This is a genomic window from Cellulosilyticum sp. (assembly GCF_982396655.1).
Map to the genome: position 1 here is coordinate 1 of NZ_CEVXFV010000022.1, position 25,798 is coordinate 25,798.

24 protein-coding genes and 1 riboswitch are annotated in these 25,798 nt (G+C 34.4%); of the genes, 21 read left to right on the forward strand and 3 right to left on the reverse strand.

Features of this window, described 5'->3' with window-relative positions; translation table 11 throughout:
* Window positions 1-324: 324 nt before the first annotated feature.
* Entirely contained in the window at window positions 325-960 is a 636-nt protein-coding gene (locus AC1VAQ_RS10820) for a nitroreductase family protein (protein WP_302596809.1), read from the reverse strand.
* Between the two features lie 231 nt (window positions 961-1,191).
* On the opposite strand from AC1VAQ_RS10820, the gene AC1VAQ_RS10825 reads away from it, so the two are divergent.
* The 17 genes from AC1VAQ_RS10825 to AC1VAQ_RS10905 all read left to right on the forward strand — a co-directional run bounded on the left by AC1VAQ_RS10825 (window position 1,192) and on the right by AC1VAQ_RS10905 (window position 19,930).
* Window positions 1,192-2,106, forward strand: coding sequence for an ABC transporter ATP-binding protein (locus AC1VAQ_RS10825; RefSeq protein WP_479903892.1), 915 nt, complete (start codon window positions 1,192-1,194; stop codon window positions 2,104-2,106).
* Between the two features lie 39 nt (window positions 2,107-2,145).
* Window positions 2,146-3,060 (forward strand): ABC transporter permease, encoded by a 915-nt coding sequence (locus AC1VAQ_RS10830; protein WP_302596807.1) that lies wholly within the window; start codon window positions 2,146-2,148, stop codon window positions 3,058-3,060.
* 8 nt (window positions 3,061-3,068) lie between these two features.
* Entirely contained in the window at window positions 3,069-3,506 is a 438-nt protein-coding gene (locus AC1VAQ_RS10835; RefSeq protein WP_302596806.1) for a LytTR family DNA-binding domain-containing protein, read from the forward strand.
* A 15-nt stretch (window positions 3,507-3,521) separates the two neighbouring features.
* Window positions 3,522-3,947 carry a DUF3021 family protein gene (locus tag AC1VAQ_RS10840; RefSeq protein ID WP_302596805.1) on the forward strand — a complete coding sequence of 142 codons (426 nt, stop codon included), beginning with the start codon at window positions 3,522-3,524 and terminating at the stop codon, window positions 3,945-3,947.
* A 106-nt stretch (window positions 3,948-4,053) separates the two neighbouring features.
* Window positions 4,054-4,950 carry a DMT family transporter gene (locus tag AC1VAQ_RS10845; protein WP_479903893.1) on the forward strand — a complete coding sequence of 299 codons (897 nt, stop codon included), beginning with the start codon at window positions 4,054-4,056 and terminating at the stop codon, window positions 4,948-4,950.
* 85 nt (window positions 4,951-5,035) lie between these two features.
* Window positions 5,036-5,611, forward strand: coding sequence for a hypothetical protein (locus tag AC1VAQ_RS10850; RefSeq protein WP_302596803.1), 576 nt, complete (start codon window positions 5,036-5,038; stop codon window positions 5,609-5,611).
* A gap of 159 nt (window positions 5,612-5,770) precedes the next feature.
* Window positions 5,771-7,240 (forward strand): methyl-accepting chemotaxis protein, encoded by a 1,470-nt coding sequence (locus AC1VAQ_RS10855; RefSeq protein ID WP_302596802.1) that lies wholly within the window; start codon window positions 5,771-5,773, stop codon window positions 7,238-7,240.
* A gap of 175 nt (window positions 7,241-7,415) precedes the next feature.
* A riboswitch (THF riboswitch) is annotated at window positions 7,416-7,512 on the forward strand.
* A gap of 100 nt (window positions 7,513-7,612) precedes the next feature.
* Window positions 7,613-8,383: a folate family ECF transporter S component gene (locus AC1VAQ_RS10860; RefSeq protein ID WP_302596801.1), complete on the forward strand. Its 771-nt coding sequence runs from the start codon at window positions 7,613-7,615 to the stop codon at window positions 8,381-8,383.
* A gap of 103 nt (window positions 8,384-8,486) precedes the next feature.
* Entirely contained in the window at window positions 8,487-9,779 is a 1,293-nt protein-coding gene (locus tag AC1VAQ_RS10865) for a bifunctional folylpolyglutamate synthase/dihydrofolate synthase (protein ID WP_479903894.1), read from the forward strand.
* A gap of 189 nt (window positions 9,780-9,968) precedes the next feature.
* Window positions 9,969-10,874, forward strand: coding sequence for a magnesium transporter CorA family protein (locus AC1VAQ_RS10870; RefSeq protein ID WP_303243801.1), 906 nt, complete (start codon window positions 9,969-9,971; stop codon window positions 10,872-10,874).
* Window positions 10,875-11,462: 588 nt separating this feature from the next.
* Window positions 11,463-12,062, forward strand: coding sequence for a hypothetical protein (locus AC1VAQ_RS10875; RefSeq protein WP_479903895.1), 600 nt, complete (start codon window positions 11,463-11,465; stop codon window positions 12,060-12,062).
* Window positions 12,063-12,088: 26 nt separating this feature from the next.
* The gene (gene nudC / locus AC1VAQ_RS10880) at window positions 12,089-12,958 is read left to right on the forward strand and encodes an NAD(+) diphosphatase (RefSeq protein WP_302598334.1); all 870 of its coding nucleotides are present in this window, start codon (window positions 12,089-12,091) and stop codon (window positions 12,956-12,958) included.
* A gap of 301 nt (window positions 12,959-13,259) precedes the next feature.
* Window positions 13,260-14,354: a BMP family lipoprotein gene (locus AC1VAQ_RS10885; RefSeq protein WP_302598335.1), complete on the forward strand. Its 1,095-nt coding sequence runs from the start codon at window positions 13,260-13,262 to the stop codon at window positions 14,352-14,354.
* 208 nt (window positions 14,355-14,562) lie between these two features.
* Window positions 14,563-16,017 carry a glycogen synthase GlgA gene (gene glgA, locus AC1VAQ_RS10890; protein ID WP_302598337.1) on the forward strand — a complete coding sequence of 485 codons (1,455 nt, stop codon included), beginning with the start codon at window positions 14,563-14,565 and terminating at the stop codon, window positions 16,015-16,017.
* A 251-nt stretch (window positions 16,018-16,268) separates the two neighbouring features.
* Window positions 16,269-17,972 (forward strand): ABC-ATPase domain-containing protein, encoded by a 1,704-nt coding sequence (locus tag AC1VAQ_RS10895; protein WP_302598338.1) that lies wholly within the window; start codon window positions 16,269-16,271, stop codon window positions 17,970-17,972.
* A gap of 28 nt (window positions 17,973-18,000) precedes the next feature.
* On the forward strand, window positions 18,001-19,347 hold the full coding sequence (locus tag AC1VAQ_RS10900) for an MATE family efflux transporter (RefSeq protein WP_330697576.1): 1,347 nt from the start codon (window positions 18,001-18,003) through the stop codon (window positions 19,345-19,347).
* Between the two features lie 28 nt (window positions 19,348-19,375).
* Window positions 19,376-19,930, forward strand: a complete 555-nt coding sequence (locus AC1VAQ_RS10905) for a TetR/AcrR family transcriptional regulator C-terminal domain-containing protein (protein WP_302598341.1) — start codon at window positions 19,376-19,378, stop codon at window positions 19,928-19,930.
* A gap of 23 nt (window positions 19,931-19,953) precedes the next feature.
* Here the strand turns inward: AC1VAQ_RS10905 and AC1VAQ_RS10910 are convergent, their stop codons facing one another.
* Window positions 19,954-20,625, reverse strand: coding sequence for a TraX family protein (locus AC1VAQ_RS10910; protein WP_479903896.1), 672 nt, complete (start codon window positions 20,623-20,625; stop codon window positions 19,954-19,956).
* 69 nt (window positions 20,626-20,694) lie between these two features.
* Window positions 20,695-21,150, reverse strand: a complete 456-nt coding sequence (locus AC1VAQ_RS10915) for a putative ABC transporter permease (RefSeq protein WP_479903897.1) — start codon at window positions 21,148-21,150, stop codon at window positions 20,695-20,697.
* A 124-nt stretch (window positions 21,151-21,274) separates the two neighbouring features.
* Between AC1VAQ_RS10915 and AC1VAQ_RS10920 the strand changes: the two genes are divergently transcribed.
* The 4 genes from AC1VAQ_RS10920 to AC1VAQ_RS10935 all read left to right on the forward strand — a co-directional run bounded on the left by AC1VAQ_RS10920 (window position 21,275) and on the right by AC1VAQ_RS10935 (window position 25,640).
* A complete protein-coding gene (locus tag AC1VAQ_RS10920; protein ID WP_303243799.1) occupies window positions 21,275-21,901 on the forward strand; it encodes a M23 family metallopeptidase in 627 nt (208 codons plus the stop codon).
* A gap of 140 nt (window positions 21,902-22,041) precedes the next feature.
* Window positions 22,042-23,421 (forward strand): cation:dicarboxylate symporter family transporter, encoded by a 1,380-nt coding sequence (locus tag AC1VAQ_RS10925; RefSeq protein ID WP_302598349.1) that lies wholly within the window; start codon window positions 22,042-22,044, stop codon window positions 23,419-23,421.
* An 84-nt stretch (window positions 23,422-23,505) separates the two neighbouring features.
* Complete coding sequence (locus AC1VAQ_RS10930; protein ID WP_302598350.1) at window positions 23,506-23,949, forward strand: hypothetical protein; 444 nt, start codon at window positions 23,506-23,508, stop codon at window positions 23,947-23,949.
* Window positions 23,950-24,092: 143 nt separating this feature from the next.
* On the forward strand, window positions 24,093-25,640 hold the full coding sequence (locus tag AC1VAQ_RS10935; protein ID WP_302598351.1) for a class I adenylate-forming enzyme family protein: 1,548 nt from the start codon (window positions 24,093-24,095) through the stop codon (window positions 25,638-25,640).
* Window positions 25,641-25,798: the final 158 nt, after the last annotated feature.

The window sequence follows — 25,798 nt, forward strand, 5'->3', positions numbered from 1 at the left end:
ACGGTGGTGTGAGAGGTCGGATAATCAATTAATGGTTATCCTCCTACTCGATTTTTTACAAGCAGACTCATTAACTTTTTCTCTTCAGGACTTATATGTCCAACAATATAGCTAGATACTGGGGTGCCGCCAGGCTACCTTCGGAACAATCTGATGATGCTCTTGGTGAAAAAAGTTAAAGAGGTTTTAGGTGTGCTGTTTGAGCGAAGCGAGTTCATACCGTTTCTTTAACTATTTTTGCTTGGAGCATCACAGATTGTGGAGCGTGTAGCCTGGTGACACCTCAGTGTCTAGCGGCCTTATGTTGCGACCCCTCGTCCCTTTTTATATAAAGGTAACGACTTCTTCAAGCGGTTTACGTTTAGGTTGGCTTGGTGTTTCATCTGCTGGGACACCTAGAGCAACCATGGCCATTAAAGAGTAATTTGGTTTATCAAAACCAATGATTTTTTCAATTTCAGCCTTTGCATGTGCTGGCCCTGTCATATAACAACCACCATATCCCATATTAGCAGCAGCTAATAAAAGATTTTCTACAGCAGCTCCAATCCCTTGGGCAGCCGACTGTGGTGATCTTAGAATCTCTAAGACTTCTTCATCTACATTGTTAGCACATAATACTTTTTCTTCAATCATATTATATGGCTTAGAATAAACAACAACTGTAACAGCGCTACGTTCGAAGGCTGTATAGTATGGTAAGAATTTCATATATTTTGTTTGTTCTTCTTCTGTTTCCATAAGAGATGCAATATGCTTATGACTTGTGGTAACAGCTTCGGCAATCTGATGAATTTTTTCTTTATCTTCAATAACGACGAAGTGCCAATTTTGTTGATGTTTAGGAGAAGGAGCAAAGGTAGCAGCTTCTAACATCTTTAAAAGGTCTTCTCTTGGAACAGGGGCATCTTTAAAATCTCTTATACTTTTTCTTTTGTAAATGAAATCTAAATTTGACATAGTAATCTCCTTTGTAATGGGGTGATAAGCTTTTTAACTTAAATTTATTTTATACTAATATACTGGCTTTAACAATTATTCATTTTAATCTAGCAGGTAACTTACCTGCTTTTTTTGCATCTTAGAGAGGCCTTTTTACAACTTGATAGCATAGCCGTTGCTAAAAAAATGAAGGATAGTATAGTGATAAGTGTAAAGAAACAGTAGGGAATCTAGAAAAGGGGAATTTATATGAGTGAGATTATAGAGGTTAATCATTTGAAAAAATATTATAAAAATGTTAAGGCAGTAGATGATATTAGTTTTAAAGTAGAAAAGGGTGAACTTTTTGGTTTCTTAGGGGTAAATGGAGCTGGAAAGTCTACAACAATTAATATGCTTTGTACATTGTTAAGGCCAACAGACGGCGAGGCATATATAGGTGGCTACAAGCTGGGGAAAGAAGATGAAGCAATTAGAAGGTTAATTGGGATAGTCTATCAGGAAAATAGCTTAGACGATGCATTAACAGTAAAAGAAAACCTTATGATTCGAGGCCGTTTATATGAGCCTGATAGTAAGAAATTAAAAAAACAGTTAAGTGAGGTCTCTGAGCGCTTAGGCTTAGAGGAGATATTAAATAGAAGATTCAAAAGACTTTCAGGCGGACAAAAAAGAAGATGTGAGATTGCAAGGGCATTAATGCATCAGCCGGAGGTTTTGTTCTTAGATGAACCGACTACTGGACTTGACCCCGCCACAAGAAAAGATGTGTGGGAATGTGTTGCCAGACTAAGAGAAGAAATGCAGATGACAGTATTTTTGACAACACATTATATGGAGGAGGCAGCTGCGGCTTCACATATAGGCATTATGGACAACGGCAAGTTAAAGCAATATGGCACGCCGTTTTCATTAAAAGAAAGCTTTGCCAGTGATCGGCTGAATGTGATGGCAAAGGATAAAGAAAAGGTGATTGAGATTTTAAGAAATAAGAAGTTGGTATTTAAGGAGGATAATAGGATGCTAAGTATAGAACTGAATAACACACTTGCGGCGCTTACAATATTACCTAGCATCGAGGATGCCATCAGTGGATTCGAAGTCATTCAAGGTTCTATGGATGATGTGTTTTTAAACGTTACAGGAAAAGCATTAGCGCATTAATTTTAAGATGAGCAAGTTAAATTTAGGGGAGGGAATGAGATGAAGACAATTGGAAGTTTAGTAAAAAGAAATGTACTGCTTTATATAAGAGACCGTTCGGCTGTATTCTTTTCACTGCTATCTATGATTATAGTAATTGGGCTGATGGTAGTGTTTTTAGGAAATATGAATAGTGATAATATAATAGATGTTTTAAATGAATATGGTGGGATAAGAGATACCGTAGCAGATCGGGCAAATGCCGTTTATTTGGTGGAAATGTGGACACTTGCTGGCATATTAGTTGTCAATGCGGTTACGGTGACATTGATGATGTTAGGTTTTATGGTAAAAGATGAAGAAGAGCGAAAATTAGCTAGCTTTTATGTGGCACCAGTTAGTAGGTTCAAAGTAATGCTCGGATATATCATAGCGGCTATGCTAGTTGGCATGATAATGTGTATTTTAACTTTGGGTGTTGGCGGTCTTTATATTGGGTTAACAAGTGGTGAGTTTTTAAGTGCCCTAGAAGTTTGCAAGGTTATAAGTCTTATTATACTTAATGTATTTGTAGCAGCATGTAGCATGTTTCTTGTAGCACTTTTTGTGCATAGTATGAGTGCCTGGAATGGGATTAATACAATTATTGGGACGTTAATAGGTTTTGTGGGGGCTATTTATTTACCTATGGGTATGCTACCTGAAGGGGTACAGAATGTACTTAAGTGTTTTCCAGTTTTACATGGCACTACAATGATGCGAGAAATTTGTACGGCAAAGGCTATAGAGAAAACATTTGAAGGATTTCCTGTGGAAGTCGTGGCAGGCGTTAAGAAGGCTATGGGCATTACAATAGAGATGGGGAATCATCAAGTGGGTGCTTGGTGGCAAGTAGCATTTTTATTAGGATGTGGTATAATAACGATAATAATAAGTGTCTTAATATTTAGAAAGTATAAGATGTATGAGGAGTAGAACTATTCGTGAAAATTATTATAGAAGATCCAAAAGCTGATGAAGAAGATGAGATTATCATAAGGTGCAAGACAATTGATGAGGCCGTATTAAAACTTATTTATGGTATCAAAATGGGAAGCCAGAAAGTAATGGCTTTTAAAAATGATGCAATTATAGTGCTGGACCCTAAAGAGATATATTATTTTGAAGCAGTGGATCATAAGGTCTTTGCTTATGCCGAAAAGGAAGTGTATGAAGTCAAAGCAAAGCTTTATGAAATAGAAGAGGACTTTGAGGGGACTGATTTTTTTAGAGCGTCTAAGTCTTCTATTGTTAATCTGGCGCAGATAAAGAGTTTAACGCCAGCTTTTAGTGGCCGATTTGAAGCACTTCTTTATAATGGGGAACGCATCATTATTTCAAGGCAATATGTAAGCGTATTGAAGAAGAAATTAGGATTTTAGGAAGGAGCAGAAAAGGTGAGACGACTTAAAGAATTAGCAGCAATATTTGCATGGGTGACAACAGGTATAGTAATAGCTTCCACCATTTTTATAGGAATTTTCTATAGCTTTGAAGTAGTTACAAGCAATATATTATGGCAGATTTTAATCTGCTCATTGATATGTACTTTGGGAAGTTTAGTTTATCCTAATAAGGAACTTTCTAAAAAACTAACAGCTATTTTAACAATCATTTATTATCTGTATATCAATCTAGTTGTGCTAGGATGTGGCTTGATATTTGAATGGTTTAATATGAATAATTTAGGAATGGTTATCGTAATGCTCATATTAATTGCACTAGTATTTATAAGTGTATGGGGGATTTCAATCTATAAGTCTAAAAGATTAGCTGATGAGATGAATAGAAGATTAGAAATATATCACAACCAGGAAAAATAGACTAGAAGTAAGATTTATAATAAGATATTGAGCAACAAATTTATATATGCTATGATAACAGACAGATTGCGATTTTATTAAGACAATTAAGTGAGGACAGAAAAACATGAAAAAACCAATCGGTTATGGCATCATAGCATCTTTATTTTTTGCATTTACATTCATACTTAATAGCAGTATGAACATATCAGGAGGAAGCTGGCTATGGAGTGCTTCTTTAAGATACATATTTATGTTACCACTACTTTACATTGTAGTTTTAAAGCAAAAGGGTGTAAAAGAAGTACTTCAAAAGATTAAACAAGCACCTCTAGCGTGGTTTGTTTGGAGCAGTATAGGTTTCGGACTATTTTATATTCCGCTAACATGGTCTTCAAAATTTGGGCCATCATGGCTTGTAGCCGGATGCTGGCAGATTACGATTGTTATGGGTATATTACTTACACCATTATTTAAAGAAAAATTGCCTGTGAAAAGTCTGCTTTATAGCTGTGTCATTTTAATTGGTGTAGCTATGATTCAGTATGAACAGGCAACTTCAGTGAATGTGATAAGTTCCATTGTGTGCATTGGACTCATTTTAATTGCAGCCACAGCATATCCTCTTGGAAATCGCAAAATGATGCGCGTATGTAATGGAGAACTTACTACAACGCAGCGTGTATTTGGAATGACATTATGTAGTATGCCTGTTTGGATTACCTTATCACTTGTTGCACTTATGACAAGTGGGATGCCAAGTGGCAATCAGGTGATGCAATCAAGCATAGTCGCTTTATTCTCAGGAGTTATTGCCACTATTTTATTCTTTAAGGCAACGGACTTAACAAAGAGTAATGCGCATAACTTAGCTATAGTTGAGGCAACTCAGGCAGGAGAAGTCCTTTTTACGGTATTAGGAGAAATATTTATTTTAGGTGGGGCCATCCCTTCTATGATAGGAATCATTGGGCTTCTTGTTATTATTATAGGCATGCTTTTAAATAGTTTGATAAAAGCTTAGTAAATTTTAAGACAATAGTGGATAGGTCGTATATTTAAAACATATGATAGCATTAAATAGATGATAATTATTTCTAGGAGGAACTATGTTTAAGGCAATTTGTATTAAAAGCTATAAGGGGATACGAAAAGGTGAACGCATAAATGCATGGTATGGATTCAATGATAATATCTATTACTTTAGAGGATTTAAGATTTATTTAAATATGACACAAAAGGAATTTGAACAGTATTTCATGAATTTCAACAATTACTACATTGTAGAAAAGCCTGAGGTAAAGAGACGATTTAGAAAGCCTAAAAAAGAATATATGCGTGTGGAGTTTAAGCATATTCCGGAGCCATTGCTAGTAGAGTTATATAACTGTGTTTTTTCTTATATAGAGCTTTCAAGACAAATTGACCCTGGACTTATTCAAACATTTAGCTATAGTATCATAACAACCCTAGAAAAACTAGAACATTTATATACGGTACTACCTGGTGACAAATTTCTAGAAGCTATACGAAGTGCTGAACAGGTATTTAAGGGAATGTACAAAACGGCATTAAGCATAGAAATTTCATTGTTACCTCAAGCAGAGGATTACGAACAGTTGCTAAAGCAATTTAAAGAGGATGCTGAAATTGTAGGTGGATTTTTTAAAGAATTGAATAAATAAAGATAAGAAGTTATTACACTAATATTAAAGCTGTAATAACTTTTTTTAGTTGATTAATTAGGTCTGACTTGACACTAAATGGTAAAAAAAGTAAAATTTCAAAGTGGATTTATGTAAAAGTGTCATTAATTAAGAAAATTATAGCTAGGGGGGTAGAATATGGGAGAACAGACCTTAATGAAATTAAATAAATTAATTGTTTCAGTAGGAATTGCATTAGGAAGCTTTTTAAGTTTATTGGTGGGTCTACAGTTTTTAGCATTACGAAATACAGGGACTGCTATTATAAGCATATTATTATACATGGGACCTATGATTATTTGTCTTTTAATATTCAAGCGTAATGCAGCACTTGAAAGTTTTAAATATTATGGGATGATAGCGTATTTAATATTATATGTAAGTGTTGCAAAAGGCTCATTAGGGCAGCAGCTTTTTCCACTTGCTTTTGGCATTATGCTTATATTCTTTTTATATTATGATGTAAAGGTTGAATTATATCTTTTAATAGGGATTTGTAGCATTGACTTAATAATATTATTTATTAAGCTCGTACAGCCAGGTGCTGATGTTACTTTACTAATTGGTAATGAAGTAATTAATGGGATACTTTGTGTAAGCTTTGCAGCAATGTTATGGACAGTTGCTAAATTAGCTAAAGAAGACAATGATATAAAGCTCGCAACTATTGAAAAAGAGAAGGAAATGCAAGAGGTACTCATATCAGACGTACTGCAAGTTGCTAGATTAGTAGATGTTAATTGCGAAAAAGTACATGATATTGTAGATCAAGTAGCAGCCTCATCTGAAAATGTTTCAATAGCAATCGGGCAGATTTCAGAGGGTGCGAATGAAACGGCACAAAGCATAGAAAATCAATTAGAGATTACACGAAACATACATGATCAGATTAATGTAACAGCTCAGTCATTCGGAGAGATAAAAGAGGTCTTTGGAGAGTCAGAACAATACTTTAGAGAGGGAATGAAGATTGTAGGCACATTAGGCCAAAAGGCGAAGGTTACCAATACAATAAGTAACGAAACGAAGGTCGTTATGGCAGACTTTAAAGAAAAATCAATGCAGATTACTGATATAGTTGAAGTTATTACAGCCATTTCGGAACAAACGAACTTATTATCACTTAATGCAGCTATTGAGAGTGCTAGAGCAGGAGAAGCAGGTAAAGGCTTTGCTGTAGTAGCAGGAGAAGTAGGGAAATTAGCATCTCAAAGTAGTGAGTTTACTGCTAATATTGCAAATATCATCAAAGACTTACAAAGACGCACTGAAGATGTAGAAAAAAATGTAGGGCAACTCAGTGAAGTGGCTGAAGAACAAGCACAACTTATTGAAAGAACAAGAGTTATGTTTGATAAAATGATAGAAGCAATTAAAGCAATGTATGTAAAGACAGAAATCATTGATGAAAATATGGAAACTATTGTAAAGAGAAACACAGAAATTGTAGAAAACATCAATGATATTTCTTCGATTAGTGAAGAAACTACTGCAGGTTCTCAGGAGGTTGCAACTATGGCAGTTGCAAATGTAGAGTTAACTGAAGCAGCAAGTACATATGTGAAGGAACTTCTAGAATTAGCAGCAGAAATGAAAAAATATATTTAACTAAGAACACATTTACATAAATCAATTAATTAGATATGAGGTAAATAAAAACCGCTAACAGTCGATTGTTAGCGGTTTTTACATATATGTCAGTAAATTTGTATAAAATTAAAGAAAATTTATATAATATAGATAGGTGATTATGCAGCTTAAGTGTGCTACAATAAAGGTACAGAGCAGGGTAGAGTATTGAGCGTTAAGTGCTATTGTTACGGAATGTTGAACATAGACGAAAACCTAAAGGTTGCGGTTCAATACTTGCATTCACTGCAATATTATTATAAAGGCCTATATCAGTAGGTCGATATTATTATAATAACGTTGTTCCTTGTGAAAACCAGCTCCTTATAAAATTTTTAAGGAGGCATTTTTATGCAAAAAAGTAACAAAACAAACTTATTTCCTATGGCAGCAACAGCCCTTCTTGTTGCAATTAGTATTGTCCTAAGTAGTATGGTGATTTATATTCCGCTATTTGGATTCCCGTCTGTACGATTTTCTGTATCAGGTATTCCCGTATTTTTAGCAGGTAGTTTATTTGGTGGTGTATATGGTGCTATTGCAGGTTTTTTAAGTGATATCATCGGATTCTTATTTACAAGTAATGGGGCACCTTATCATCCAGGGTTTACGATTAACTCCATTTTAGTAGGTTTAATTCCAGGTGTTATTTTTGCACAGATTAAGAAAAGACAGATTACAGCATCTTTCAATAAAATTAACCTAGGCTTAGGGATAGCGGCTGCAATAGGGGCAATTATTTATATTAACTTTATTGGTATTCACGAAATCGAGAACTTAGGAACTGTTATGGGGATGCCAACTCATATTGTATTAAGTATTTTAATGGTTATAATACTTGTAGCATTAGCCGTGGTAACAGCTTTTGTACAAAAACGCTTTAGTGAGAGTGACCACTTATATGCAATTGATAAGATTATCTTTATTACAATTATCAACTTCATTGTGGTACAACTTATTTGTACACCAGTATGGCTTAATCAAATGTACAATATTCCAGTTATGGCATCTATAATGGTACGTATATTTAAATCCCTTATAGATATTCCACTTCAAGTGATGTTTTTATATATTATTTTAAAGGCACTCCCAGTAAGTATAAAAAGCAGATATATTGCATAAGTTAGGCTGTGCTAAGAAATAGAGACTACGTAAAGAAAAAGAAAAGTTAATAAATTACTTTGAAAATATAAAACAGGGTGCCACATTGTGACACCCTCTTTAAATGAAAAGAATAATGAAAGGTAAAGGAAAAATGAAAGAAAAGTTAGCACTAGAATATTTAGAAGTATTTAATGGTGGAGGTATTCGTCTTGGCCTTGAGAATATTACTTTACTTATGGAAAGGCTAGGAAATCCTGAAGATAAATTGCAAATCATTCATATAGGTGGCACAAATGGAAAAGGTTCAACAAGTGCTTTTATCAGCAATGCCCTTAAGGAAAATGGGTATAAAGTAGGGTGTTTTAATTCGCCTTATCTTGTAACACCTAGAGAAAATATTCGTATCAATAATGAAAATATTAATGAAGAGGACTTTTTAGCTTGTGTCATAAAAGTTACAGAATCAGCAAAAGTTTTAAAGGCTGAAGGACATGAACCGTCTTACTTTGAAATTATGGTAGGTGTCGCCTTTACGTATTTCTATGAAAAGCAAGTAGACTTTGTTGTACTAGAAGTTGGCTTAGGAGGGGCGTTAGATGGTACTAATGTGATTAAGAAGTCTTTAATTTCTGTAATAACTAAGATTTCGATTGATCATAAAGATTTCTTAGGCGATACATTAACAAGTATTGCAACTCAAAAAGCAGGTATTATTAAAGAAAACGGATTAGTAGTAACAGGTACACAAGATATAGAAGTAATGACAGTCTTACAAAAGGTGTGTGAGCAGCAGAATGCAAAACTCATTGAGGCAAACTGCAAGGCTGCAAAGGTAGTCAGCATTACACAAGACGGAACATGTTTTGAAATCGCAGGAGAAAGTTATCATTTAGGTCTTATTGGGGCCCATCAAGTGTATAACTGCATGATTGCATTAGAGGTACTAAATGTCCTAAAAGAAAAGGGTGTCCAGTTAGGAAAAACACAAATAAGAAGGGCGCTGAATGAAACGAAATGGGAGGGGCGTTTTGAGAAAATAGGTGAGAAGCCATTATTCTTTATTGATGGGGCGCATAATGTAGATGGCATTATGGCATTAAGAGATACAATTACGGCATTAGAAAAACGCTACACTATTGGTATAGTAGGGATTTTAAAGGATAAAGAAGTAGATGAAATGTTAGAAATTATTGCCCCTTGTTTTGAGACCTTAATAGTAACCACACCTCATAATCCAAGGGCAATGAATGCAGAAACTTTAGCTAATAAAATAAAAAGCTATGGTAAAGAAGTTTATGAAACAGGAAATATTCATGAGGCAAAAGAAAAAGCATTAGAAATTGCAGCGCTTCATGAAAACAGTCAAATTATTGGTTTTGGCTCACTTTATATGATAGGAGAGCTTAGAGGATAAGCTTTGCGCAAGGCGACAAGCCTTCTAATGAGGTGTGGGGTGGCATGGATAAGTTTAAATAATCATTTTCCATCTCCGTCGCTACGCTCCTTTTTAGTTCCTTTTTTGTGGAAAGATTTTGTATTAAGTTTGGGGTTTGGACTTATATTTAAGATGAGAGTGCGACAAAATAAAGTAGGGTGATTAATAATGATTTATGAAATCAAGGAGAGACTTAGGGCGGTTTATGAAAATGAGACAGAAGGACAACAGCCTTATGTAGCGGTGATGTCTTTAGAGGAATGGGAAGGCCAAAAGAATCAAGCGTTTCAAGGGAAAATTAGAAGCTTTGAACAGATTACGTATTGTAAAGTGGAGGAAGAAAGTGAATACCTTTGGGGAACCTTTATCATACCTGTAAAGAATAATATGAAAGAGAAAAGACGTTTCTTTTATGTTATTGAAAAAAAAGGGATTATTTTTATTGATAATACGGGAATGGTACAAAGCTTACTAAATAAAATTGCTGAAAATAAGGTTTGGAAGAAATCTTGCATTGAAAGTTTTTTATATACATTCTTAGAAAGTTTAATTAGTCACGATTTTATTTACTTACAGGAGATGGAAAATAGATTAGCAAAGATAGAAGATAGTGTGCTGAATGGTGGCCTAGATAACTTTAATCATAAAATGATGGCTTTTCGGAAGGAATTATCTATATGGCACAATTATTACTTGCAGCTTTTAGAGATGAGCCGTAAGATGCGAGAAAATGAAAGTGATTTTTTTAAGGAAGATGGTTTAAGACTATTTGAACTCTTTAGTGATCATGTGATAAGCCTTCAAAATAGTACACAGTTTCTAAGGGAATATGCCATTCAAATAAGAGAAGTTTATCAAGCACAAATTGATATTAAGCAAAATAAGATTATGGAAATTTTAACGATTGTAACCACCTTGTTCTTACCCTTAACATTGATTACAGGATGGTATGGTATGAACTTTGAATATATGCCAGAACTTAAGTGGAAATATGGTTATCCCGCAATGATTTTGGTGAGTGTTATTGTAGTTGTTGTGTGCATGTGGTGGTTTAAAAGAAAAAAATTCTTGTAGTATAGGGCTAGGCAAAGTGCTAGAAGCTGTTTGATGAAGATATGGGGGGCCCGATAAGGTTTTTGAGGGCTTCAGGCACTTTGAAGAGATACTGACGAGAGGGAGTAGTGGTGAATGTAGGGTGTGATGAAAAGTAAGGGCTGATATGCGAGGGGAAGCATGAGGCCTTTTTTGTTGTGAGAAAGTATGTACAACTAGAATAGGGAAAGTTTAAAGTATAAAAATATTATAAAAAATATAAAAATGTGTGATACAAAATGGGGATGGGTGTATTTATAGGTGAAATACTTAGCTAAGGGATTTTAGATAAAGAGGTGAATTTATGGTGGAAATAGATATAGGGAGTTATCAGTTAGGGGATAGGATTAAGAGTGAGGAAGATTTGATTTGGATTTTTGAGATGTATCAATGAAGAATTGAAAATAAAGAATTAAGGTGTATGAGATGAGGCGTTAAAAAGGCGTATAAAAGAGGGTGCAGCTAGGAAAAATTTCTGGCTACATCCTTTTTTCATATGAAAGAAGGAGTATAATAAACAATATAACTCAAAATTTTAGCAGGTTTATTAAACAGCAAGGAGTGATTAAGGTGCGTACAAACGTGGGAACATTAGAGAGATTTATCAGCAATTTATGTGGAGAGTTTAATAATGATAGGCAAATAGAGGAAGAAATGAAAGCGGGACAAGTTTCTTCGCCTAAAGCAAAGCACATTAATCAGGTGTGTAATGATAAAATTGAAAACTTACCAGATGGTTTTAAGGGATATTTTGTGATTGAAGAAAGCTATTATGAAGTGGGCGGTAGAAAAAATATTTTGCCACATTTATTTTTATTTGATTTAAATGAAGAAGGTAAGGTAGTGCTCACTTCTTATGAGTTACCAGAAGGAGTTAAAAAAGAAGAATTCAGAAATGATAATGAAGCCCTTAAGATGGATTATAATCACCTGAAAAAATCAGAAAAGTTCAATCCTATGGTATATGAAGCAAAAGAAGAGGCATTTGAAGGCGCGAGTATAAGTGATTTTGGGAATGGGCTTATCTTTACTTTAAAAGAAAAAACAACACCGAGGACTTTGGAAGTAAGTGAGATATTTGAAAGAAATGGCAAGAAAACTTTTGGATTTGATAGTCCTATTATTTACGATAGACAAGATTCATATAAAGAATCAAGAACAAGAATATAAGATGAAAATGGTTATAGGGGGAAAAAATGATACGCGATTATAAAAATTATATAAAATTTTGGCCTGAATTTAAGCAAAAATTATCAAAAGAGGAATTAGAAGAAGCATTATATTTTATTTATCATGATAAAAAGATTTTAGTACAAACTAGAGAAAATAAGTTTCAAATGCCTACTAAAGAGGTGGGAGAGCAACTTGTTAACTCCTTAGAAAATAGCTATTACTTAGGTGAGCTAGAGGGAAGGACATGTATTTGTGGGCAGATGAAAGCTGAACATGAGGTGCCAGAAGAATTTAGCTTTGTTGCCCTTAATGATGAATTATGGGAAATGGATGAGCAGCTATATTTTATTGCCATTAAGGCAATGCAGCTTATGGCATGGGATGAAAACACCAAGTATTGTGGTAGATGTGGCAACATATTTGCACGCAAGACAGATGAAAGGGCAAAGATATGCCCAAATTGTGGGAAGGTAGAATATCCTAGAATTTCACCAGCTGTTATTGTAGGTGTAAAAAAAGGAGAGGATATACTTCTTGCACATAATGCCAACTTCAAAGAAGGATTATATAGTATTATTGCTGGTTTTGTAGAGCAGGGAGAAACACTTGAAGAGGCTGTGAGAAGAGAAGTTTATGAAGAGGTCGGCATTAAGGTGAAAAATATTACTTATGTGAGTAGTAAACCATGGTCTTTGTCAGATTCATTAATGCTAGGGTTTACAGCTGAATATGAAAGTGGAGAAATACAAGTAGATGGAGAAGAACTAGTAGATGCCGGATGGTATAATAAGACGCATTTACCCCCACTACTCCCTATGCCAATTACAACAGCTAGGCAGATTATTAATAAACTTATAGGCATTGATAATACTGTGAAGAGAAGTAATGAGTAAACTAAGAGATGATAGAAATATTGATGAATGAAATTTTAAAATGCACATACGTAAAAAAATTCTTTTAATGCGTTCATCTGCTAGAAATAGGGTCAATAATAAAGCTATATGGATAGGTAAAAGTTGATGTATTTGTTAAAAAGATTGAATAATTTTAGTCCTAATAAGGAAAACTCTTGCTATATAAACATTTAATATTGCCCTTGTGTTTTTTTGAAAAGGCAATTATCATATAGAAGGTTTAGCCAGAAGACGGTAGAATTGACAGCAGGCTAAAGAAATTAGAAGCAGGGAGTAGAATATGAAGAAAAAACTTTTAGCATTAGGACTTAGTAGTATTTTAGCAATGAGCGTATTAGCAGGATGTGGTGGTGCTACAGAGAATAATCAAACAGCAGAGAGCACATCTAAATTTCAAATGTTAGACACAGACCTTAAAGTAGGGATGGTAATAGGTAAAGGATCTATTGATGATCGTTCTTTCAACCAAGGAACTTGGGAAGGTATTACAGGAACTGTTAAAAATAATAAATATTTAAAACCTGCTGGTGAAACAGAAGCAGATTACAGTGTACAAATCGCAAATCTTTATGATGGTGGATTTAAATTTATTATATTACCAGGATACTATTTTGAAACAGCTTTATTCAAAGCACAAGACAAATATCAAGATGCTAACTTTGTAATCTTAGATGGTGCACCAAATGATGGACAAGGTAATACATTAATTGGTGATAACACAGCATCGATTACATTTGCAGAGCATGAAGCTGGTTTCTTAGCAGGTGTTGCAGCAGCACAACAAATTAAAGAAGGTGACTTTGGTTTCTTAGGTGGTATGGCACTTCCAGCAGTACAACGTTTTGAAGCAGGTTTCTCTCAAGGAATTAACTATGCAAACACAAACTTAGGGACAAACGTAACACTTACTGAAGAAAACGTAGTATACCAAGGTACTTTCGATGATAAAGCAGCTGGTCAACAAATTGCAGCACAAATGTATGATCGTGGTGTAAAAGTAATCTTTACAGCAGCAGGTGGGACAGGTATTGGTACAATTACAGAAGCTAAACAAAGAGCTGAACGTGGCGATGAAGCATGGGTTATCGGTGTAGACTCAGACCAATATTTAGATGGTATCTACAACAATGATACAAAAGCATCAGTTATTTTAACATCAGCTGTTAAATATGTAGACCAAGCAGCACATGATATGATTGCAGCTCAAGTAGATGGAAAATTCCCAGGTGGCGAGGCTATTGTATTCTCAGTAGCAACAGATGGTGTAGGCCTTCCAGCTGAAAATCCAAACTTAAGTGAAGAGACAATAAAAGTAGTAAATGATGTTTATAACAAAATTAAAAATGGTGAAGTTACTGTTTCAGAAACTTTATAATAGATAATATAAGAAGATTGCTATAGGGGTCTTAAGCCCCAGATATAGCAATCTTTTTTTTGCTTAAAATTATACTCGTACAAAAGTACCAAGAAATAGTTAGAAAATAGTGTTAATTTATATTGTGGTAAAAATTGAAAATTATAAAATAAATTAGTATAATGGTTAATAGGATAAACTAATGTGTAAAAGGAAATGGGGGAAGAAAATGAAAAAAGTATTGTTTGTAGCTTCAGAATGTGTGCCCTTTATTAAAACGGGAGGTTTAGCAGATGTAGTAGGAACACTGCCTAAGATGTTTGATAAAACAAAGTATGATGTACGTGTAATTATTCCTTATTATACGTGTATTCCTCCTGAATACCGCAATAAATTTAACTATGTGCATCATTTCTATATGGATATTGGTTGGCAAAGGGAAAAATTACATGTAGGGATTATGACAACAGTATATGAAGGTGTTACTTTCTACTTTGTGGATAATGAGTATTATTTTAGTGGTTGGGCGCCTTATAGTACAACCCGCTTTGATATTGAGAAGTTTACATTCTTCTGTAAAGCAGTACTTGCAATTCTACCAGTTATTGATTTTAAACCTGATATCATTCATTGTCATGACTGGCAATCATCATTAGTGCCAGTGTATTTAAAAACGATATTTGCAAGTAATCCATTTTTCTGGGGTATCAAAACAATCATGACAATTCACAATTTAAAATTCCAAGGTATATGGGATTTGAAAACGATAAGGGGAATTAGTGGATTGCCAGCAGAACTTTTTACACCTGATAAGCTAGAATTTCATAAAGATGCCAATATGCTTAAAGGCGGGCTTGTTTATGCCGATTATATTACAACGGTAAGTAATACATATGCGAGGGAAATTCAACAGCAATACTATGGAGAAGGGTTAGATGGATTACTTAGAGCAAGAAATCAATCACTATGTGGCATATTAAATGGTATTGATTATAAAGAATATGATCCAAATAAAGATCCACATCTATATAAGAATTATGACATCACTAATTTTGGAGCATTTAAAGTACATAATAAGTTAGAACTTCAAAAACAATTAGGTTTGCCAGTAGATAGAAATAAATTTATGTTAGCGATTATTTCAAGACTTACAGATCAAAAAGGACTCGACCTTATTGATTGGGTAATGAACCAGATTTGTGATGGCAATACCCAGCTTGTTGTACTTGGTACAGGAGAAGCACAATATGAGAATATGTTTAAACATTATCAGTGGATTAAACCGCGTAATGTATCTGCCAATATTTATTATTCAGATGATCTAGCACATAAACTTTATGCAGCAGCAGATGCTTTCTTGATGCCTTCAAGATTTGAGCCATGTGGGTTATCACAATTAATGGCTTTACGTTATGGTACGGTACCTATTGTTAGAGAAACAGGTGGGCTTAAGGATACTGTTCAGCCTTATAATGAAATTGAAAATACAGGTACAGGATTCTCCTTTAGAAATTACAATGCCCATGAAATGTTAAATATTATTAACTATGCGAAGAGCGTTTACTATGATAGACCAGAAGCTTGGCGTGCGATGATGCGCCGTGGCATGGAAGCTAACTTCTCTTGGTATACATCTGCTAAGAAGTATGAAGACTTATATGAGGGGCTTACTTGCTGGAAATAAAAGATAAGGCATGAAAAATTAAGAAATAAAAATGAGAATTAGAAATGAAAAATAAACAGGGGAAAATTAAAGATAAAGCAAGATGCTTGAAACCTAAGAAGAAAGGGGGAAAGCATCTTGCTTTTTTGTAGCGTAGGGAGGTTTGAAATTTTCATTAATATATATTATCCTTAAAGGAATGGACAATGCGTATTAAAACTGAGTGAAGTGTAAAAAACAATATGGATATAACATGATAAAAGGTGAGGAAAATGAAGGATAATAGAGAATTACAAAAATTGCTGATGAGCTTAGATGGTAAAAGTTATGGTGCTTATAAAGAAATTAAGGGAAGTTATAAATTTGAAGATTATATTATTGAAGTACAGCATGTACAGGGAGACCCTTTTGCAAGTCCATCTAAAATACGTGTGTTTATGGATTTAAATGTAGCAGGCATGCCAAAGGAGCTTGTAGCAACTAAAAATAGACGCATTGCAGTAGCAGATTTCCTAACAAGAAATTTCTCGGATAATATTGAGAAGTATTATGATGGCGTAAGGGGTTCAGGAAAAAGTGGTGTGATTACAATTGCACGTTGCAGTGCACAAATTTTAGAGAGAACAGCAGTTATTATTAATGAGAAGCAGATAGAAGTAAGATGCGAAGTAGGACTGCCAGCGGCTGGTAGAAGGGTACTTGGTAAGTCGGCGACTTATGTTTTATGTGAGGCATTACCTAAGATTGTAGAAGCATCTCTTTATTATAAAAGAATAGAAAGTAGTAAGTTACAACAACAGGTAGAATTAATGGAAGACCAAGCCTTTATTCGTGAAGAGCTTGTAAGAAGAGATTTAGTAGCCTTTGTGGCAAATGGGGCAATATTACCTAGAAAGAGTGGTATTTCTGAAGCACCGCTTAAAAATGGGGTGCCATTTAAAAGCCCAGCTAGTTTAGAGATAGAAATGGTACTTCCTTTTAGAGGCAAGGTAAAGGGACTCGGTATTCCAAAAGGTATTACGCTTATTGTAGGAGGAGGCTATCACGGTAAGTCAACTTTATTACAGGCAATTGAAAAAGGGGTATATAATCATATCCCAGGAGATGGGAGAGAGCTTGTTATTACCCGCGAAGATGCTATGAAAATTCGTGCTGAAGATGGACGCAGTGTAGTGAATGTAAATATTAGTCCATTTATTAATAACTTGCCAAATCATAAGGATACAGTAAGGTTTACAACTGAAAATGCTAGTGGGAGTACATCTCAGGCAACTAATGTCATGGAAGCTTTAGAAGCGGGAAGTAAAGTGTTACTTATAGATGAAGATACATCTGCAACAAACTTTATGATTCGTGATGGCCGCATGCAAAAATTGGTGGCTAAAGAAAAAGAACCTATTACACCATTTATTGATAAGGTAGAGCAGCTCAAGACACAAAAAGATGTTTCAACGATTATGGTTGTAGGTGGTAGTGGTGATTATTTTGATGTAGCCGATCATGTTATTATGTTAGATGAATATTATTTAGAAGATGTGACAGATAAAGCAAAAACGATTGCAAGAGAAATGGGCGAAACAAGAACGCGTCAGTTAGGTGAAAGCTTTGGAGAAATTACAAGTCGTATTCCGCTTAAAAATAGTTTTCCAAAAGGTGAGAGGGATTCTAAGATTAAAACGAGAAGTTTAGAGACTATTACCTATGGCGAGAGTAGCATTGATTTAAGCTATGTGGAACAGCTGGTGGAATATAATCAGACGCATGCATTAGGTGCTATTTTAGAATATATGGCAAAAAATATTATTGATGATAAACATAGTTTAAAAGAATGTACCCAAATACTTTATAAAAAGATTGAAAAAGAAGGGCTTACAGTACTTTCAGGCTGTAGCGGCTATTCTGGTAGTTTAGCGCTTCCAAGGACTTATGAGGTGTGCAGCATGATTAATCGTTATCGAAGACTTAAAACGAAATAAGAAATAAGATATTGAAATGGAGAGACATATGAAGGAAGCTAATAAGTCATTTTATAAGATGGTATTTGCCTTAGTTATGCCTATGGCAATACAGAATTTAATTAATACAGCCATTACTTCAGCAGACGTTATGATGTTAGGGAAGGTAGGAGAGACTGTATTATCAGCCTCTTCTCTGGCTGGACAGGTACAATTTATACTCACACTCTTTTTCTTTGGCATTACTTCAGGTGCCGCTGTTCTAACAGCCCAGTACTGGGGAAAAAGAGATATGCTGACCATTGAGAAAATCATGGGGATAGCTATGCGGTTTGCTATGATTGTAAGTATTGTATTTACCGCCGCTGTACTATTATTTACAAGACCTATCATGCATATTTTTACGAAGGAAGTAAATGTTATAGATGAGGGTGTTAAATACTTAAGAATCATTGCTTTTTCGTATGTACCAATTGCTATAACAATGGTATATCTTAATATTATGCGTAGTGTAGAGAAGGTTGTGATTTCTACTATTGTATATTCTAATTCGTTACTTCTAAATGTTACGCTTAATGCTCTTTTGATATTTGGCGTAGGGCCTTTCCCTAAATTAGGCATTCAAGGGGCAGCTATAGCGACACTTATAACACGTATTGTGGAACTTATTATTGTAATGATTTATGCGAAGAAAATTAATAAAGTTATTACCTTTAGATTTAGAGATTTATTTGTAAGAGATAAATTGCTTATAAAAGACTTTCTCAAATATGCTTCCCCAGTTATTGCAAATGAACTTTTATGGGGGGCAGCTTGTTCAACAAATGCCATTGTCATTGGGCATATTGGTAGCTCAGTTGTAGCAGCAAATTCAGTAGCACAAGTAACAAGGCAGTTAGCGATGGTTGTAGCCTTCGGAATAGCCAATGCAGCAGCTATTGTAATCGGTAAGACGATTGGTGAAAATAATGAGAAACTGGCAGAAGAATATGGCAAGCGATTTTTACGCCTTAGTATTTATGCAGGGATGTTAGGTGCAGTAGTTGTTTTAGGTGTAAGACCTATTGTGATGAATGTATTAACATTATCAGAGGAGGCAAAAGGCTATTTATCTATGATGATGATGATTATGTCTTACTTTACTTTTGCACAGTCTATTAATACAACCCTTGTAGTAGGTGTCTTTAGAGCAGGTGGGGATACTAAGTTCGGGCTTATTATAGATGTAACGACAATGTGGGGTGGTTCTATTTTATTAGGTGCACTTGCTGCCTTTGTTTTAAAATGGCCAGTAACGATTGTATACATATTGTTAATGTGTGATGAAATTATAAAACTACCTCTAACATATTGGCGTTATAAGAGTAAAAAATGGCTTTGCAATGTTACAAGATAAATAAGATGATTAGTGTAAGGAGGAACAAATGAGTAAAAGAGATGCAAAAGACATATTAGTCCAAAGCTTTAAAGCGCTTTTACAGGAACATGCTTTTGATAAAATTACAGTAAAGATGATTACAGACCGTGCAGGTGTCATTCGTTCCACCTTTTATCATCACTTTATAGATAAATATGAAGTAGTAGAATATATTTGTAAAGAAGAAGTGTTTAACTTGGCTGAAAAGCTTATTAGCCAAGGAAAACCTATTGAAGCCATTAGGCTGATGTTTATTCAGATAGAAGCTAATAAGGCGTTCTTTATGAAAATTGTAAAAATAGAAGGACAAAATGATTTTGAAGAAATTTTTTATACTAATTTTTTGAGATTATTTATAAAAAACTTTAAAGTGTTTGGCGATGAGGATAAGCATCATAACAGCATTTTAAAACCCAGTACTGTTGCCATGTATTATGCGAAAGGATTAACCTTTGTTGTAAAAGTATGGTTAGGAACAGGGATGTTAATTGGTGCAGAAGAAGCAGCGCAAAATTATTTAACCCTTGTAACACATTCAATAGAAGATATATTCCATAAATAAAGAGAGTGCCTGAGGCACTCTCTTTATTTATAAACATATTTGAAAAGATAGATAAAATATAAAGTAAGTAAATGCGCTGGATAAAAAATATAAAATATATATTTAAGTGAAATGCCGCGTTTACCATTGTAGAGTGCAATAGGAAGAATTGCTAAAGCACCGAAACATTGTATGCCTTTAGCAAGGAAGTTTAGGAAAACAAATCCTAAGGCAAGAATAAGGAAGTTATGATGTATGCTATAGAGATAAATAAGAACAATCATGGCAACACCGAATACCCCATAATCCACCTGGCATTTTAAAGCTAGAAAAGCACCTACGGCAAATATCATAAGCTGAATAAATGGACGTTCTTGAAAATTTTTAAATCCAATAAGTACTAAGAGTCCTATAAGTAGTGTAAAGAAGACATTTTGATGATAGGGATAAAAGGGAACGTGATAGATTGCTAAATCAAAAGGAACCTCTGAGATAAGTGCAAAGAGACCTAAGCGTAAGGCATAGCTGTACACATTATGAGTATGTAGAAAGCCTTCTACTAATAAAAAACAAAAAATAGGGAAAGCAAGTCTCCCAATAATTCTTAGAAAAACATATTGTGGAAACAAAATTCCCCCGATATGGTCAATCAACATAGTAATAATAGCAATAATCTTGAGTGTACTACCACTTATTCCAATTTTCTGCGATAACATCTCGAACCTCCCATACAAAAGACTAGTAACATGTTTCTAGTATAAGTCATTTCACAAAAAATGGATAGTTTAAAGATGATAGTGAGGTTTTGGTTCATGAAATAATTTCCACCTAATAAAGTCATCTGCGAATATGCCAAGAGGAGATAAAAAGAACCAAATGATAGAGAAAGGCAGACAGACTTGTCCCATAAGGTTAAAAGGAAGATGGCTATAATCCCAAATATTAAGACCTAAGTAAACATTGAGGAGCAGGCCACTTAAAAATTCTAATACTGTGATGATTAATGCAGAAATAAACATTTGAAGAATAAGGGAGGTTTCGAAACCTAAAATATTATTAATAAGTCCCATTAAAACAAAACAAATACCACCTAAAATGCCCATTGTCCAATGTGTATGGCCTCTATAAAGTATTTCAATGAGCAGATAACTAAGGCCACCAGTACAGAAAAGTACAAGATATTTTAAAAGCTGTCTCATAGGTAAATCCTTTCTATAGATTGCTTGAAGTGTCAGTATCATTAGTCCTAGTATGTCTAAAAATACAAACTTTATGTGTCAAAAAACTTATACTAAGAGACAAAAATGCCGATACATTAAAGAAATACTATAAGAAAATATGACGTAAAAAGGAGGATTTACCTATATGACGAGGCGAAGATGGATGAACTGCTTAAGTAGTGCAGTGCTCGTTTTAGCAGCACCAATTATGGCACAAACGACACCGACAATAGCAGATACACAAATCCAAATAACAACAAGCTTAGAATTTCAAAGTAACAATACGTACATAAGACCGATTAATGTAGCGGCAGAAGTAATCTCTCCTTTTGGAGACTTAAGAAATGGCTATACACACCAGGGCACTGACCTAAGATTGCCAATCGGAACACCTATCTACGCTGTAGCCGATGCCACAGTAATTAAAGCAGCCCCAGATTCAAAAGGTGTGGATGCAGGTGGCGGGCATATAATTATGTTAGACCATGGCGGTGGCATTCAGACATGGTATATGCATTTAGATGCCTATGCAGTAAATCTTGGCGACAAAGTAACTAAAGGGCAAATTATAGGATTTTCGGGTAATAGTGGTGAGAGTACAACACCGCATTTACATTTTGAATATCGTGTAAATCAAATACCGATAGACCCAAGTTTTATTTTAAATCAGGAACAAAATGTAAATGATGTAAATAATGTAAATGAAAGTTTAACACAAGTAGAGCAGGAACTTATTAGCTTGAATGAGCCTTTTGTTGTCATACAATCTTAAAAAAAGTTAATTCCCAGTAAAAAAGTAGGAAAAAACGGAATTTGTATCTAGACTTCCTAAGTGAGATGTATTATTATTATGAAATAGCTTTCACAAGAAGCAAATAGACTTAATCATTTTGGCGACATGGAGGACTAGAAATGGGACAAAGTACTTTTTTAACAGAGTTCTTATTACTGAGTAACTTAAAAACAGTAATGTTTATAGCTGTACTTATAGGGTTGTTTGTTGTAATTCATATGATGGAAAAGCGTAAAGTGAAATTTTCTATTCGTATGATTACAGGAACAGTCATTGGTTTAGTATTAGGTGTACTTATTCAGCTTGTAGCGGGATTTCCTGAAGTACCAGGAGATGTACAATGGCTGAAAGAAGTCAGCAGCTGGTATGGCCTTGTAGGAAATGGCTTTATGGATTTACTTAAAATGTTAGTAGTACCGCTTGTATTTTTATCAATCACTCGTGTGATTATGAATATGCAGGGAGATAATTTAGGAAAACTAACAGCAAAATCAATTGGTATGCTTTTAGGAACAACACTTATTGCAGCGTTTATTGGAATCTTTATTGGAAATCTCTTTGATTTTCAAGCAGGAATGCAAATTGTAGGTGAAGAAGCACAAATCCGAGAAATGAGTTCTATTGTAGAAACATTTAGAGGACTTCTGCCTTCTAATCCAGTAAAGGCTATGGCAGATGCCAATATCGTAGCAGTGGTAATATTTGCAAGCTTCATAGGTGTAGCGATTAGACGTATGAGCAAAAAGCATGGTGAAACTATTGAACCATTTGTAAAGTGGATAGAAGCTTTTTATAAAATTATTTTAAGTGTAGCTATGACAATTATTAAATTTATGCCATATGCAGTAATTGCCTTACTCGCAAATACAATTACAGCTAGAGGTATTGGTGCATTAGCTTCTGTATTTAAATTTATAATCGCTATATATATAGCCATAGCTATTATGTTTGTAGTGCATTTAATTATTGCAGCATTAAATGGTATTAATCCAATTGCTTATCTAAAAGCTGTAACGGAACCTTTAGTATTAGCATTTACTTCACGTTCAAGTTTAGGAACATTACCAGTTACTATTGAAACACTTCATCAAAAAGTTGGTGTAGAAGAAGGTGTAGCTAGCTTTGTAGGAAGCTTGGGTGCGAATATGGGTATGAATGGTTGTGCGGGTATTTATCCAGCTATCGTGACAATTATGTTAGCGCAAATAACAGGAACACCGATGGACTTAAGTTTCTACATCATGTTAGTCATTGTAATTACCATTAGTTCATTAGGGATTGCAGGCCTTCCTGGTTCTGCAACGATTGCTGTATCAGTAGTTGTTGCAGGGATGGGAATGGGTGCATACTTCCCACTTATTGGTGGTGTAATTGCTATTGACCCAATTATTGATATGGGAAGAACAATGCTCAACGTAAGCGGAACACTTATTAGTGCAACAACAGTTGCAAATACGAGTGGTCAAATAGATAAAAGCGTTCTGAGAAGAAAGAAGTAATGTAATTTGATTTAATGTCAGTATAATTCAGCTGTGGCGGTCACATACTAGCATATATAAGTTAGAGAAAGGGATATGAAGGCTATGAAATATGTTGTATTATCACCTCATAATAAGCTAATATGTTTTGATCATAGTTCACAAGTTGAAGAATATTGCTTAGAAAAAGATAATCAGGCACTGAATGGATATTGTGATGATCAGGAATTTACTTATGAAACAATGACACCTGTAGAAATAGGCTATACCTATGTTGCTTCTGTAGCGGAACAAGGTGGATGCAAGATTTATGAAACAAGGCAAGTGCTAGATAAGATGAATGAATTGCAAGTAGAGGCAGAACTTATTGATAGAGTAAATAATATATTTAATGATCGTAGATTAAATAATGAAATAGATTGCCCATCTTATTTAGAGGATGTATTGATGGAAGTTACACCTATACCAGCTTCATGTATGACAGATGGCGTATATATTATGGATAATGTAGATTCAGCAAGTGATGAAAGAAATAATTCAGGCGTATAAAAAGGACGTTGACACCCTAGTAGGGATGTCAACGTCCTTTTTATTTTTCTATATTTGACTATGAATATATGGTATGTTAAAGTTTAAAATGTATTTAAAATTTTAAAAAATAAAATATTTTACTATATTCCTGGAGGGAGAAAATGAAGCAAGTATTAGGGGATTTTTTAGATGAGGTGTGTGATAAATATAGTCAAAATGAATGTATATATTTTCCAACAACAGGAGCAACTTATACATATGAAATGTTCCGTCAGTATGTATGTGATGTTGAAAAGGGACTAGTTGCATTAGGCCTCAACAAAGGTGATTTAATCGCCATTAAGTCGAGTAATACTCCAGAGTGGCTTGCTATGCAATGGGCAGGATTTAAGTTAGGAATTATTGTAGTGGGTTTAAATGCTGGATTAACACCAGTAGAAGTAGCACATGCCATGAAGCATACAGGAGCAAGAATATTATTTACAGATGATATGAATTATATAATAGGTAAAGAAAAAGATTATCGTGTAATCATATGGGAATATGCAAACCAATTTATCATTGATTTAGGAAAGACAATTGAAACGGCTACAATTGAAGAACGTAATATGACTGTAACGGCTATGGATCCAGCTTTAATTTTATTTACCTCAGGAACAACTAGTGAACCTAAGGCAGTATTAATGAAGCATAGTGCTATTTTAAGTGCCATTGCGGCCTATAATAAGACTTTATCTTATAAACAGGCAGATGCGAACCAACAAGATAATGCACTCGTTTGTACACCTTTAGCACATATGATGGGGTGTTTATATGGGATTATGCCGGTTCTGGCATTTGGTGGAAAAATTACTTTAGTAGAGAAGTTTAAAACGAATACAGTATTAGAGATTATAGAAAAAGAGCGTTGCACTATTTTTAATGGGGTCCCCACGATGTTTTTATTTTTGCTAGATGAATATAGGGACTATGATATAAGTTCGCTTCGGACAGGATTAATTGCAGGCTCTTATGTAGCGACTAAACTTTATAAGCGTATTACTGAAGAGTTAGGCATGGGGGAACTTTTACAAGCTTTTGGTCAAACAGAAACGTTAGCAGCAACAGGCATTAGTATGAAGGACCCTTGGGAGAAGCGTATGTGTACGACAGGAAAAGCATTAGAAAATGTAGAGATTAAGATAATCAGTCCTGAAAACAAAGACGGAAAAGAAATTATATTAGGGCCTAATGAACGAGGAGAAATTTTAATTCGTAGTCCTTACTGTATGATGGAATATTTAAAGAATGAAACGGCAACCAAGAAAACTATTAATAAAGAAGGCTGGGTACATACAGGTGATTTGGGATATTTAGATGAGGAGGGGTATTTATATATTAAATCAAGATTGAAAGATATCATCATTAAGGGGGGCGAAAATATATGCCCTGCTGAAATAGAAGATGCATTAGTGCAAATGGAAGAAATAAAAGAGGCAGTAGTTGTAGGTGTACCAGATGTTTATAAGACAGAGGAAATATGTGCATTTGTAGTACCTGAAGATGAAGAGCCCTTACATATAGAGCAGATTAAACGCGCATTAAGGAAAGGTTTAGCTAAGTATAAAATTCCTAAGTATATTATTCGTATAGGACGTTTTCCTAAAACAAATAGTGGAAAGGTCAAGAAGGAAGAATTGAAAAGCTTATATAGTATATTAGCGCAATGATTTAAGTGACCTAAAATACTAAAAAAATATTAATTAGAAATGTAGATTAAATAATAAAAAAATAATGGTTAAAAAAGAGATAGAATGATGAGAATGTAGCATTAAGAAGGGCATTACATCAAGAGAATTTGAAGTTGATTATAAATAAAATTCAGAAA

Bases quoted from the DNA above. Each gene is read 5' to 3' on its own strand.
- AC1VAQ_RS10820 (WP_302596809.1), bottom strand. From the start codon at position 960: ATGTCAAATTTAGATTTCATTTACAAAAGAAAAAGTATAAGAGATTTT.
- AC1VAQ_RS10825 (WP_479903892.1), top strand. From the start codon at position 1,192: ATGAGTGAGATTATAGAGGTTAATCATTTGAAAAAATATTATAAAAAT.
- AC1VAQ_RS10830 (WP_302596807.1), top strand. From the start codon at position 2,146: ATGAAGACAATTGGAAGTTTAGTAAAAAGAAATGTACTGCTTTATATA.
- AC1VAQ_RS10845 (WP_479903893.1), top strand. From the start codon at position 4,054: ATGAAAAAACCAATCGGTTATGGCATCATAGCATCTTTATTTTTTGCA.
- AC1VAQ_RS10850 (WP_302596803.1), top strand. From the start codon at position 5,036: ATGTTTAAGGCAATTTGTATTAAAAGCTATAAGGGGATACGAAAAGGT.
- AC1VAQ_RS10855 (WP_302596802.1), top strand. From the start codon at position 5,771: ATGGGAGAACAGACCTTAATGAAATTAAATAAATTAATTGTTTCAGTA.
- AC1VAQ_RS10860 (WP_302596801.1), top strand. From the start codon at position 7,613: ATGCAAAAAAGTAACAAAACAAACTTATTTCCTATGGCAGCAACAGCC.
- AC1VAQ_RS10865 (WP_479903894.1), top strand. From the start codon at position 8,487: ATGAAAAGAATAATGAAAGGTAAAGGAAAAATGAAAGAAAAGTTAGCA.
- AC1VAQ_RS10870 (WP_303243801.1), top strand. From the start codon at position 9,969: ATGATTTATGAAATCAAGGAGAGACTTAGGGCGGTTTATGAAAATGAG.
- nudC (WP_302598334.1), top strand. From the start codon at position 12,089: ATGATACGCGATTATAAAAATTATATAAAATTTTGGCCTGAATTTAAG.
- AC1VAQ_RS10885 (WP_302598335.1), top strand. From the start codon at position 13,260: ATGAAGAAAAAACTTTTAGCATTAGGACTTAGTAGTATTTTAGCAATG.
- glgA (WP_302598337.1), top strand. From the start codon at position 14,563: ATGAAAAAAGTATTGTTTGTAGCTTCAGAATGTGTGCCCTTTATTAAA.
- AC1VAQ_RS10895 (WP_302598338.1), top strand. From the start codon at position 16,269: ATGAAGGATAATAGAGAATTACAAAAATTGCTGATGAGCTTAGATGGT.
- AC1VAQ_RS10900 (WP_330697576.1), top strand. From the start codon at position 18,001: ATGAAGGAAGCTAATAAGTCATTTTATAAGATGGTATTTGCCTTAGTT.
- AC1VAQ_RS10905 (WP_302598341.1), top strand. From the start codon at position 19,376: ATGAGTAAAAGAGATGCAAAAGACATATTAGTCCAAAGCTTTAAAGCG.
- AC1VAQ_RS10910 (WP_479903896.1), bottom strand. From the start codon at position 20,625: ATGTTATCGCAGAAAATTGGAATAAGTGGTAGTACACTCAAGATTATT.
- AC1VAQ_RS10915 (WP_479903897.1), bottom strand. From the start codon at position 21,150: ATGATACTGACACTTCAAGCAATCTATAGAAAGGATTTACCTATGAGA.
- AC1VAQ_RS10920 (WP_303243799.1), top strand. From the start codon at position 21,275: ATGACGAGGCGAAGATGGATGAACTGCTTAAGTAGTGCAGTGCTCGTT.
- AC1VAQ_RS10925 (WP_302598349.1), top strand. From the start codon at position 22,042: ATGGGACAAAGTACTTTTTTAACAGAGTTCTTATTACTGAGTAACTTA.
- AC1VAQ_RS10930 (WP_302598350.1), top strand. From the start codon at position 23,506: ATGAAATATGTTGTATTATCACCTCATAATAAGCTAATATGTTTTGAT.
- AC1VAQ_RS10935 (WP_302598351.1), top strand. From the start codon at position 24,093: ATGAAGCAAGTATTAGGGGATTTTTTAGATGAGGTGTGTGATAAATAT.